We start from the raw sequence: 12,096 nt of genomic DNA on the forward strand, positions 1-12,096 counted from the left end.
ACCGGCCGTGGCTGATGCGGACGTACGCCGGTCACTCCACGGCGGAGGCGTCCAACGAGCTGTACCGGCGCAACCTCGCCAACAAGCGGGACGCTTGGTTCCCCACACTCCGCCCCGGCCCTCGGGCCTCCCTGACACGCTACTGGCCGCAAACCGAAGCAACGCAGGGACACCACAGACCCGTTGACACCGGGCCTGTACCGGTCGGGACCGGTCCGAAGCGGGCCGGTCCCGCCGCATACCCTCTCTCGGTGCCGGGGCTGCTGGCACGACGGTTCTCACCGGCTGTCCGTGAACAGCGACGGTCCCGCTCAGCGGGCGCATGACCTCGGCCTCCACGGCACGGCCCACAGCGAGCCGACATCGATCTACGGGACCGGCTTCTGGTGCCGGGCGAGGAGCTCGGTGAAGAAGTTCTCCACCAGCCGTTCGGCGTGCGGCCGGGTGAGTTCCCAGCCGCCGAAGCGGTAGATCTCGTACCCGGCCAGCCGCAGCCGGCGGTCTTCGGCGACCATCTCCGCATACAGCCGCGGTACGGCGGTGTGCGTGATCCGCCCCTTCTCGTCGGGCGGGTTCGGTTGTCCGTAGTGCTGGACGCCGTCGACCTCGATGACGATGCGGGAGCGGTCGGGGGCCAGGAGCAGGAAGTCCATGCGCTGGCGGGGCAGCGCGCCGGACTGCTTGCCGCTGCGGCGGGTGTAGGGGTCATAGTGGAGGTAGACCTGCGGGATCAGCGCGGGCAGGTCGAAGCCGCCGTCCTCGGCGTAGCGGGCGCAGTACGTCCGCATCACCAGTTGCTCGGGCACGGAGTCCAGCGACCGGTACAGACGTCGGTACAGACTGCTCGCGGCGGTCTTCTCGTCCGCATCGCTCTGGTGGTTCTTCGTCCACCAGGCGACCATCTGCCGCCAGGTGAGCCCCTGTGGCGGCAGCGGATCGGTGAACACCAGGCACGTGTGCGCATTGCGGACGATCTCCACGTCGTTGTTCACCGCGTCCCGCAGCACCATCTCGGGCTTCTCACCGTCGGCGGCGAAGATCAGGTTTTTGAAGCTGCCCGCCGGACCGTTGCGGAACCGGCTCTCGTACTCCAGTTCCTGCAGTTCCTCCAGCGCGTCTCTGGTCGGGCCGAGGATCTCCTCCACGCAGTCCCGGCGGGCCTGCCAGCTGCCGAACATGCCGTTGTCACGCCAGTACGAACCGAATCCGCGCGGGCCGTCGAACGCCCGGAACGGCCACGCCGGCGGCTCGAGGGCGAGACGTTCGATGACGGCGCGGTGGGCCTTGATGACGACGGGCACGGTGTCGTTGGTCAGGCGCATGTCCCGGCCGTCGGTCCCGTAGGAGACGAAGTCGTCGTACAGGAGCCGGGTCAGCGCGATCGCCACGTCCAGGTCGGTGTGACCGTCCGGGGGCCCGAACCGCAGCGACTCAATCAGCCCGACGTCGAGCACCCACGACTCGCCCCATCCGTCACCGCTGCTGAAGAACGCCCCGAGCTCCACACCCACCCCCGTCTGTGATTCCTCCTGGACATCGTCGACTGCGGCCCGCGCGGCCACCAGAGGGCGTGCGGGCACGGCTTCCTCTGCGCACGCGGGCCGATGCCCTGTGCCCGAAACTCGGTTCAAGATTTTTTGTCGGTGGGGGTGTTTCCCGGCCTAGGAGGGTGAGGGCGGAAGGGTTCTGCCCGCGAGAGGTGGTCGAAATGCCCCTGTGGGTGCTGGTGTTGGCTTTGTGTGGCGCCCTGGTGTTCGGCATGCTGCGAGCGACCGGCGCGAGTCCGGCGGAGGCGGCCGGAGTCGCGATCGCGGCCATGACGCTGGCCGCGATGCTGCTGGAGCGCCCGTGAGTAGCAAGAGCCGCGCGAGCGGCACGGCGGCGGGGAGGCTGGAGATCGCACACGCGCAGCAGCGATCGGCATCGCGCTGGGTCGCCGGCCCGGTGCCCGGTCTCGGCCAGCGGTGCAGCCTGTGCCCGCGCCTCCCGGAGCAGACGCACGAGGTGCGCCTCGGCGATACCCACCGCCCCAGCCCCCGGCTGCTGGCCACCCTGTGCACCCAGTGGCCGGTCCGGACCGAGATCGATCTGCTGGGCCAGGTGGCTGCCCGGGTGACCGCGGCCCGCCGCGTGGTCCAGCAGCACTTCCCCTACGGCGTCGGCCCGGTCTTCGGTGACCTGATGCCGGCCGGGGACGGGGCCGGTGACCTGCTGCGCGCTCTGGCACAGACGCTTGGGGAGGCCTTTGCCGCGCCGTCCGAGCGTCTGCCGCAGCGCGCCCGGGCCTGTCCATGGGGTGCCTTCGACACGGCGCGCTGCGCCCGCGACGCCTTCGGACGCCTCGTGCACGACGACTGCACCACGCCCGCCGTGCCGGACTCCGCGGCGGCCACGAGGAACCTCGGCCGCTGGATGTGGCGAACGGTGCAGGCCATCGAGCGAGGGAACCTGGACCGCTACGTCACCCGCGAGGTCCGCCCGGTACCCGGCGCCCGGGTCGAAGCAGGCATGATCGGGCCGATCCGCCTGGTGATCGGCCCCGACGGACCGGCCCAGCGGGCTGGCGACGCCTTCGGCGCCCTGATGCGGCTGACCGCCGCCGTCGTCCAGCCGCCCGCGCAGCACCCCATGCGGGCCCTGATCACTCTGCAACGCCACCTGCAGCGATGGGGAGCCCACACGTGGGGGAGAGGCTTCACCGCCCGCTCGGGCTACACCGCCGCCCTGCAGGCCCGGCACACCGTCGTCCGCCACGGCGACCGTCCCGATCGCCAGCTGGACGCCCTCACCCACATCCTGCTGGGCAAGGACCCCTACCGGTGGCGCACCCGGGCGGCCGCTAGTCTGCTGAGCCCCAGCTGGGACGATGCGCCGCGCCCCGACGCGGAAGTGACGGCTTTGTTGAAGGCGGCGCTCGCGGCCGCCTCCGCCGACAGTAGACCCGAGTGGGAGCGCGAGATTCGGCACCGCTTCATCGCCATGCTCGACCAGCCCGACGCCCTCCTCCTCCGCTGCGACGGCCCCGAGCCCCTGGAGGACCCGCTGCTGGAGGGCTTTGAGGACCGTGTCGAGTCGGTCCTGCGCGAGATGGAAAAGGAACCCGAGCAGTGGGCTGTGGCCATCGCCTACGCCCTCGACGTCGACTCAAACTGGCCCCAGGCCGCACGCCGGGCCGGGACCCCGGCTTCCGAGGCAGCCCGGATGGGTGAGAAGGTCCGTCGTCGGCTCAAGAACCTGGGCGCGGAGTACAACCGTCGCCGGCAGTGACCCGGTCACGGGCCGACCCGGAGCACGAGGACCGGATGGCACGTGGTGGGACGGGAGGCCGCCGGTACAGCGCGCAGGCAGTGGCTGGCCGGCCGTCCAGTGAAGCGCTGCCGACCGGCCAAGGCCAGGCCCGACCTCATCAGCAGTGCGGTGAGCCCGGCGACGGCAGCGACGGTGAGTCGCGTACGGCAGCGCATCGGCCGCCGGAGGCGGATCAAGGAAAGGGGCGGTAGGCCATAGCCGTACCGCCCCGAGCTGTACCGCCTCCTCCGCAATAGGTTCACCCCGTATCGGCGGTTGCCCATCGCGCTATCGGAGGCCCCTGACACTGGGCCAAGCGGCCTCGATGGCTCGCAGCCGATGCCAGAACTCCTGACCGTCTGCCGGGCCGCTCGCATGCTTCACCGCACCATGGGGGCGAGACGGGGATACCGCACGGAGGCGGCCCTACGAACTGGACCGGTGCGGGTGCCGGGCCGCGCGGCCGAGTAGCTCCGAACTGACTGGCCAGGTACTACGATCCATCTTCTGGCGGCAGGGGGTGGGCTCAGCCGCGGTTGAGGGCTCGGGGGGCGTGGAGTGAGCAGTGAGCAGGGGCGGCCTCGGTTCCGGCGCCGCGCGAAGGAACTTCCCGCGCCTGCCACGCCGGAGGCGTTGTTCGGGGAGCTGCCGCGTACACCCGGCGGCCACGGTGCGCTGTGGTCGCATCAGGCGGACATCCTGCGCGACTACTCCTCGGCGGAGTTCCGGGACAAGGCCGATGTCGCCCTGGAGCTGCCGACGGGCTCGGGCAAGACCCTTGTCGGGCTGCTGATCGCCGAGTGGCGGCGCCGGTTCTTCAAACACCGATCGGTCTACGCCTGCCCGACCAAGCAGCTTGCCCACCAGGTGTGGGAAGCAGCGCAGGCTCAGGGTGTTTCAGCGGCCCTGTTCATCGGGCGCGCCCGTCACTTCGATGACCGGGACCTGGCCCGCTACGAGGGCGCCGAGACCGTGGCCATCACGGTCTACAGCCACGTGTTCAACACCAATCCTGCCTTCGCCGGTGCTCAGAGTGTGCTCTTCGACGACGCTCACGCGGCGGAGAACTATGTCGCCGACGCATGGTCCGTGAAGATCCCAGTCGGCACAAGTCAGTTCAGCGGGCTGATCGACGCCTTTGGCGAGGACCTCGACCGGCATCTGGTGGCCCGGCTCACCGACCGGCAGGCCCCGGAATCGGAGGTGCGGCTGTTGCCGGTGGCGACGGTGGCCAAGCGCACCGAGGCCCTGGACAAGGTCCTGATCACCCTGAGCGGCGACGCCAAGCACCGGTTCAGCATGATTCGGCAGCAGTTGCGCTCGTGCCTGTTCTACGTCAGCTCCCATGGCTGGTACATCCGGCCGATGATCCCGCCGACGTTCGACCACGATGCCTTCACCGGCCCGGTTCAAAGGGTCTATCTGTCCGCCACCCTGGGCGAGGGCGGGGAGCTCGAGCGGGCCTTCGGCCGTAGCCCGATCGCGCGTGTCCACGCGCCGAAAGGGTGGGAGAGGACCGGCAGCGGCCGGCGCTTCTTCGTCTTCCCCGACCTCGCCGAGACCGACGCCCCGGTCTTCAGGCCTTTCGAGCAGGTCAGGCCGGCCGAGGACAAGGTGTCGGACGAATCCGACACGAAAACTGCGGACGGCGAGGCCGACAAGGGCGGCCTCGTGGGCCAACTGGTGAGGCTCCGCAACAAGTGCGTGGTGCTGACCCCGGACGACCGGTCTGCACAGGCCATCGCCCGCACGATCGGAGTGCCGGCCGCCGAGCGGTACCGGCCCGGCGAGACCGAGGCCGGCCTGCGCCCTTTCATCGACGCCGAGCGCGGCATGCTCCTGGCCGCGAGCCGCTACGACGGCATGGACCTGCCCGACGAGACGTGCAACATCATCCTGATGCACGGCCTGCCCGACGCCGTCCACCTCCAGGACCGGTTCCTCATCACCGGCCTCGGCGCAAGCAACGTCGCGCTGGAACGGGTGCGCACCCGGGTCGTTCAGGGCGCTGGCCGCTGCACCCGCGGACCCCGTGACTTCGCACTCGTTATCGCCGTCGGACGCGACTTGCAACGGTTCCTCTCCCGTACGGACGTGCGCGCCGGGATGCCGCCCGAACTGCAAGCGGAGATCGCCTTCGGCCGGGAGAACAGCGAGGTGCCCGCCGCCGACCTGGTCGCGCTCGCGCAAAGCGCCCTGGACCGCGACCACATCTGGCAAGAGGACGCCGAACCGTACATCACAGAGCTACGCAACGAGGCCGTCAAGGAAGTCCCCTCATACGCGGCCAAGCTGGCCGGCAGCGTACGACGGGAAATCGCCGCCTGGCAGGCCGCATGGCAGCAGGACTTCGACCGCGCCTCCCGCGAAGCCGTCGAGGTCCTCAACCACCTCACCGGCCAGGAACTGCGCCCCTACCAAGCCCTGTGGGCCTACCTGGGCAGCGCCTGGGCCTCCCTCGCCGTTGACGCACCAGCCGCAGCCGAACGCGCGGAACAGCTTCTGCGCCGCGCCCGCCAGGCCGCGAACCGCACCACCTGGCTCCGCGAAATCGAAGGCCCCGGCGCCACCGCGGGCGACCTGGACGTCCTGGACGCCGAAGGAGTCGACGGAGTCATCGCCGCCCTGGCAACGCCCCGTCTGAAGAGCGCCGCGAAGTTCAACGAATTCGCCAACGGCGTGATCCGCGCCCTCGGGGACCCCGACGCCACCGGCTACGAGCAAGCCCTCGTCGCTCTGGGCGACCTCCTCGGCGCCCGCTCATACAAACCGCAGGGCAAAGGACGCACCGACGCCGCCTGGATATGGCCCTCCTCTTGGATCACGATCGAGGCCAAGAGCGAGCAGAAGGCCAAGGGCGACGTCAGCCTGAAGTACATCCGGCAGGCCAACACCCAGCTCGACCTCCTCGCCGCCGACGAAGGCCTCGACAAGCCAGCACCAGGCAGCATCACCGTCATCGCCTCCCCACGAGGCATCGTCGACGACGACGGGATGAAAGTCGCCCGCCCCCACCTCCACCTCAGCTCCCCCACCACACTGCTCGCCCTGGCCCAGCGCACCGTCCGCGCGTGGTCCGAGATCCGCGGCGCCGCCCCGGCCGGCGTCGATGGTGACGGCCTGCGCGCCGTAGTCCAGGAGACGCTCGCTGCTCACAGGGTGCTGCCTTCACAGGTGCGCGACGACTTGAGCACGGACCCCATCCGTCGCTGAGCTCCACGGTCAGGGCGTTCCACGGTCCGTAACGCCCATACTGCAGCAGCCCTCCCCGATGCCTTCCTGCTGCCCTGCTCCGGCGCCCTTGATTTCCAGGGCAGCCGGTCCGACGGCGTCACCCGTTCCTGCGCCCGCGCGCCACTGCGGCGTTCGGTGCCTCTCCGCCACGCGGTTACCGGATGGGATGGGTGCGGCCGGCCCGTCGGATGCCGGGCTTCGGCTGGTCATCGGCCGCAGCCAAGCCGTTCCACCTCGACCGCTGTCGCCCGGTTCGGCCGCGTACGGGTGGTGTGCCGTTGCCGATCATTGCCGAGCGCCATAGTCGTGGTCGAGCAGCGCGGCCAGTTGCGGACCCGCCCGCAGGGTGAACGTGCTCCCGGGAACGAGTCACGCTGGCCGAAGGCGGACTGGCCGAGGAGACGGAGCAGACCTACGCCGGCGGCGTCACGGCCACCTCACGGCCGTCGGCGTCAGGCGAGGGCGTTGCGAAGGTAGGCGGGCAGTGCCTGGCAGACGGCCGGGTCCGCTTCCCAACGGGGGTCGGTGAGTTGGTCGGTGGTGATGACGAGGTGGTGGCCGTGGTCGGTGCGGATGAGAACGCGGAATGTTTCGCCCCGGCTGTTCCGGCCGGCGAGGTAGGCGGCCAGGACGGCCCGGCCCAGCTCAGCGGGATCCGCCCTGGTCGTCGTTCGGCCGAGGTCTTTACAGATCCACACGTCGCTGAACCGCTCGTGCATCAGGATCTCCCACCGCACGCAAGCGGCCATATCGTCGCGTAACACAACCGCGATCATGCCCCCGCCAGCCGGCCTCCCGTACCGCTACCTGCGAGTACTGGCCGGAAAGCATGCCTCTCCCACCAAGGCGAGGGCGGCTGGCACCGCCAGATCGTACCCTCACCGGTGCGCCCCGGCCGGGGCATCAGATCGGCTTCTCAACTTGAACTCGTGATGTCGGGTCAGGCTGAGGCGTGTCAGATGTGGGCCCTGATTTGCTGCACTGGATGTCCGAGTGCGTCCCCGATGGCGGTCAGTTCCTCGTCGTTGAACCAGGCGCGCTCCGGGTTCCAGATAGCGATCTCGAATCGAGCGAAGCCACAAGGCCAGTCACAGTCCAGTGCGTCCAGCGAGGTCGCGGTGCCGCAGCATGGAACCACCGCGGCCAGGGTTGTGAAGCCTTCGTCGCAGTGCGCTTCGAGTAGGTCGCCCCACCACTCGGTGTCGATCGACGCGCCGCAGTGGGGACAACCGATCCTCTGCAAATTCTGGCCGCAGTCGACAACGGTGAGCTTGTCGTGCCAGGTGACATCGATCTCGACGTCGACGCCCCCCGGGAGTCCAGGGGCCAGCTCCTCCACGATCGACGCAGTACGGTCAGCCGCGGCCTGCTCAGGCTGCCAGTGCGGGTCGGTCGGAATGACAGAGAGGACGTCGTCACTCATGGGCTCACTCGATTCGTCGGGCTGGGACCCTGATCCAGGCGACGCGATGCTACTGAACGGGTGTTTGGGTGGCAGGCTTCCAAGCTGGTCAAGCGTCGAGGGCCGGGCCAGTGCCGGTGAGAAAGCCGTCAAGCAGCTGGAAACTGCAGCATCTTGAGCTCCGTTTCACGGTCTGGGTGATCTGCCCCAGGTCGGCGGCGGCGAGGCGGGTGAGCCGTTCCTGTTCCGTCTCGGCGGCCGCGTCCGGGTGGGGGGTGAGGTCGTCGGCGACGACTGCCAGGAGTTCGATCGCGGTGGGGCCGGCGGGGTGCGCGTGCTGCTGGGTGCAAGCGACCTGATCTCGCCCATGAGCTGGGCAAACCTGGCGTGTCCTCCGGCCGCCGAACCAGTTACCCAGGGCAGACGATCTTCTTCAACTCCCCCGGAGGAACAATGATGTACGGGCATCGGGTGGTCAGGGCACGCCGGGCCGCCATCCGGTTCGTGCTCTGCGCGGTAGCAGCGATGGTGGCCACGCTGGGCGGGATCACCCCCGCCACCGCCGCGTCCGAGGACTTCCACGTCACGTACGAGAGCAACGCGGACAGCACCACCCGCAACTCGTACTGGGTGGACATTACCGGCACCGTCACCCGCATCGGCGACCAGTACGAACTGACAGCCGTCGTGAAGTCCCAGTGCCGGCGCGATGTAGGCCCCTCGCAGGAATGGGGTATGGCCTTCGGGTCGAGCGCTGAGAGCTGGCGGTACGTGACACGCCCCTGCAAGGACACCTACCCGTACTCCCAGGAAACGATCAAGGAGACGGGGCCCCTGCTCCCGGACGGCCGCGTGTACATCCAGGCAGGCGCCTACGGCGGGCATAGCTTCGGTAGTTGGGGATGGGGAACCCAGCGAAGCGTCTGGGTGTGACAGCAGTAGCGTCATCCCCATGAACCCGGCAGCGACGTAGGTCGAAGGACGACGGCCGCTGTCCGGGTCCCCGGGGGTTCGTGGGTGTGGTCACGGCTGTGTGGGTGTGAGGGGTGGTGGGCAGCGAGCGCCCGCCGCCCCGTCGGTGTCTGCCCTGGTTACCAGCGCATCCCGAGCTGGTCCAGCTGGGCGCGTCGCTCGGGGGTGAGCTTGTCGGCCCGGCGGCGGGTGTTGTCCAGGAACGTCCCGAGCTTGATGTCGACCGCCTCTCCGTCGATGTCCACGCGCTCGATGTGCTTCCTGGCGGGGCGCAGATGCCCTTCGCGCTCGTGGTACTGCCGGGCTGCGCGCAGGTTGAGCGCCCACTTGCCCTCTGCGGTGAGCTTGGCCGGCCGCGCCCCAGGGTCGGCGGGCTCCAGTCCGAGCGTGCTGTCCAGGAGCCACTGCTGCGCGGGGGACAGCTTGTCCCACCCGTGCCGCTGCGCGACGACCCATGCCCCGAGGTCTTCACCCTGGACGACGAGTTCACCGGCTGCCTCGGGGAGCGCGCCCCCAGCCTGGACGTGGATGCGGGCGAGGGTGAAGCACCGCTGCCACGCCACGTCCCACCCCAGCGGGCACCATCCCGGGTCGATGGCCTCCAACGCCGCCAGACGGCTCTCCGGCAGCTCTCCAGCGCCCACGGGCACGGTTTCACCGGCAGCGCGCCGCTCGGCGTTCTCCAGCGCCCTGCGGGCCTCCGCACGCCTGTTCTTGGCCCACACCCCGATGGGGTAACCGCCGTCCCCTACCGCCTGGACCGGGGGCAGGAAGTGCGAGTGTGCGGCGGCCCACGACCGGGCGACCGTGAGACCTTCCTCCCACGCGATGTCGTAGTGGGACCACACCATGCCCAGCGCTTCGAGCTGCTCGACGCGGGAGGCTTCCAGGGTCCCGGCGTTGTAGTAGCGGCGTTGATCGGCCACCCACCGCCCCAGCGGGAAGCCGGCGGCTGCGCCGGCCGACTCGTCCTCGGGCATCACGTAGTCGTACGGCACCCGCAGCTGCCCGCCGCCGTTCTCGCGCCGCCACCGGGTGGCCGCCGCGATCCCGCGCCGCCAATACGCCTTCTCCGGATCGATCACCCGCAGACTCACGAACTGCGCCACCAACGCGGGGTCGCGCGGACTGCTGAAGCGGAGCAGGCCCGCTGCTGCCTGGCTCACCCACACGTCATCCCCCGCGCCCTCATCCGCCTCGCGGTCGTCCTCGGCGCCCTGGTCCTCGTCCTCGTCCTCCTGGTCCTCACCCTCGGCGCCCTCAGCCGCCAACTCCAGTTCCGACAAGGGCAATTTGGTGTCCTCGTCGCCGGTTCGGCGTCCGCTGCGCTGCCGTGGATCGGCAAGAGCCTCGATCGTGTCCGCATCGTGCGCACGCAGCGCCCCGAGCACCTTCGCCAGGGTCCCGTAGGCATCCGACGTCAATAGGTCATCGGCATCCTCATCGGGACCGAGGAATACCGGCACCACAAGTGAAGCCAATTTCCCTTCTCCCGGACTCAATCGCAGGGCACGCCCGACCATTTGCACGATGTCGACCATTGACCCTCGCGCATCGCAGAAAGCGACCGCGTCACACTGCGCCGTATCCACGCCTTCCCCCAGCACTTTCACAGAGCTGAGAACACGTACCGCCGCACGAATATCCGACCGGGCACCACCGATGAAATCAGAGGCGAATTCTTCCAGCACTTCACGCCGATATCCCGGGGCATGGTCCCCGTAGAGCCAGTTGGCCCAGACCCGCTCGGCCGGCGGGAACAGTTCCGGGTCGTCCTCGGCGAGCCGCGCCGCCACCAACGGAACGCCCCGGGCCATCGCCTCCGCCTCCGAGATCCGGCTGTGGAAGGTCAGGATGCGCCGCATACGCTCCCGCGCCGCGGCCGTCAACAGACCGGTCTGAAGGGCCGCGAGCCGCGCCCCGCGCACCCGGTCCGAGCCGCCGGCCTCGTCGGTGAGCGCGGCGTACAGGTCGGGGTCCCGGATGTCCAGGCACACCACCTGATACGGCGCAACGATCCCCCGCCGGATCGCCTCCGACAGCTTCAGCTCGTACGCCACCGGCCCGAACACCGGCGAGTCCCAGTCCATCGATGCCACCAACCGGGGCTGCTCCCCTTCGGCCTCCCACACGCGGGGCGTGGCGGTCATGTAGAGCCGCCGCACGGCAGGAATCCGCGACTGATGGTGCACCGCCGCCCACGGCTTGAGACCGTCACCACTTGTCCTGTGGGCCTCGTCAACGGTCATGAGGTCCCACACCGGCAAGCCCGCCTCGTGCGCCCGCTGGAGCTTGCCCAGACCCACCGCCGCGTAGGTCGCGAACACCGTGACGACGTCCAGATCTCGCACCCACGACAGGAGTTCATCCGGGTCGGTGGTGCACGGGATGCCGTCGCTCTCCTCGGGCCCCAGGTCGCACACCCCGACCATCGCGCCCCGCCGGCCGCCTCGGCGCCAGGCGCCGGCCATCTGTGTCAGCAGGTCCCGCGTCGGCACCAGGACCAGGACGCGCCGCGCAGCCAGCCGCCGCGCCGATTCCACGGCAATCAACGTCTTGCCCGATCCAGTAGCGGCGATTACCTGTGTCCGCAGCCCCTCCGGGGGAATGCGCCCCCCTGGTGGGTCCTGAAGGCGCTTCACCACGGCGTCTACGGCCTGCGCCTGATGCGGCCGCAATTCCATGTGACGCATTCAGAGACCCGCTTTCTGTTCGGCTGTGAAGAGGTGACGAGTGTAGGTTTTCCGTTGGTGGTAGTGGAATTGACGGGCCGATATTTCCTCCGCATGTGGTGAGGGGAGGGGGCAGGGTAGGGGGTGCGTCCTAAGCCCAGACTCTATCTCAGGGGTGCATCATGACGCATGACGGTTGGGAAGGTTCGTCAGGTTGGCTGGTTCTGCTGTCGTGCGGAGTGTAGAGGTGCTAGTCTCCCGCCTGTTGGGCCCCGAGTCGGGGAGTGCGGGCCCGGCATGAGCGAGTGGGGTGACACTTCGTCAGTCCAGCGGCAGGCAACCGGCGTCGCTCCCCTCCTTGCTGCTGCCGCTTCAGGCGGGCGCGGAGCGCACGCCGTTCACCCGAGGGCGGGGCGCGGAGCGGCCCGGCATCGGGTGGGAATCCGGCGGAGCCGGATTCCCCTCGCCCGCGTCAGCGGGCGAGTCCCGGAACGGAGTTCCGGGCTTATTCCGCGCTTGCGCGGAATC

General features: G+C 69.5%; 8 protein-coding genes. 4 read left to right on the top strand and 4 right to left on the bottom strand.

Annotated elements, in window-relative coordinates; genetic code table 11:
* Positions 1–368: 368 nt before the first annotated feature.
* Positions 369–1,580 (bottom strand): hypothetical protein, encoded by a 1,212-nt coding sequence (locus AB0947_RS42240; RefSeq protein ID WP_366755671.1) that lies wholly within the window; start codon positions 1,578–1,580, stop codon positions 369–371.
* A gap of 128 nt (positions 1,581–1,708) precedes the next feature.
* On the opposite strand from AB0947_RS42240, the gene AB0947_RS42245 reads away from it, so the two are divergent.
* The 3 genes from AB0947_RS42245 (at position 1,709) to AB0947_RS42255 (ending at position 6,501) form a co-directional block, all read left to right on the top strand.
* Positions 1,709–1,852 (top strand): hypothetical protein, encoded by a 144-nt coding sequence (locus AB0947_RS42245; protein WP_366755672.1) that lies wholly within the window; start codon positions 1,709–1,711, stop codon positions 1,850–1,852.
* Positions 1,849–3,267: a hypothetical protein gene (locus AB0947_RS42250; RefSeq protein ID WP_366755673.1), complete on the top strand. Its 1,419-nt coding sequence runs from the start codon at positions 1,849–1,851 to the stop codon at positions 3,265–3,267. The genes AB0947_RS42245 and AB0947_RS42250 overlap by 4 nt, the downstream gene beginning before the upstream one ends.
* Positions 3,268–3,846: 579 nt before the next feature.
* Positions 3,847–6,501: a DEAD/DEAH box helicase gene (locus AB0947_RS42255; RefSeq protein ID WP_366755674.1), complete on the top strand. Its 2,655-nt coding sequence runs from the start codon at positions 3,847–3,849 to the stop codon at positions 6,499–6,501.
* Positions 6,502–6,974: 473 nt separating this feature from the next.
* Here AB0947_RS42255 and AB0947_RS42260 read toward each other — a convergent pair whose 3' ends face one another.
* A complete protein-coding gene (locus AB0947_RS42260; protein WP_366755675.1) occupies positions 6,975–7,259 on the bottom strand; it encodes a hypothetical protein in 285 nt (94 codons plus the stop codon).
* Between the two features lie 218 nt (positions 7,260–7,477).
* On the bottom strand, positions 7,478–7,945 hold the full coding sequence (locus AB0947_RS42265) for a hypothetical protein (protein ID WP_366755676.1): 468 nt from the start codon (positions 7,943–7,945) through the stop codon (positions 7,478–7,480).
* A gap of 432 nt (positions 7,946–8,377) precedes the next feature.
* Here AB0947_RS42265 and AB0947_RS42270 point away from each other — a divergent pair, with 432 nt between their 5' ends.
* Positions 8,378–8,857 (top strand): hypothetical protein, encoded by a 480-nt coding sequence (locus tag AB0947_RS42270; protein WP_366755677.1) that lies wholly within the window; start codon positions 8,378–8,380, stop codon positions 8,855–8,857.
* Positions 8,858–9,015: 158 nt separating this feature from the next.
* On the opposite strand, the gene AB0947_RS42275 is transcribed toward AB0947_RS42270, so the two are convergent.
* Positions 9,016–11,589 (bottom strand): Helicase associated domain protein, encoded by a 2,574-nt coding sequence (locus AB0947_RS42275; protein WP_366755678.1) that lies wholly within the window; start codon positions 11,587–11,589, stop codon positions 9,016–9,018.
* Between the last annotated feature and the right edge of the window lie 507 nt (positions 11,590–12,096).

This window comes from Streptomyces sp. NPDC047841 (genome assembly GCF_040704085.1).
Lineage (GTDB): Bacteria > Actinomycetota > Actinomycetes > Streptomycetales > Streptomycetaceae > Streptomyces > Streptomyces argyrophylli.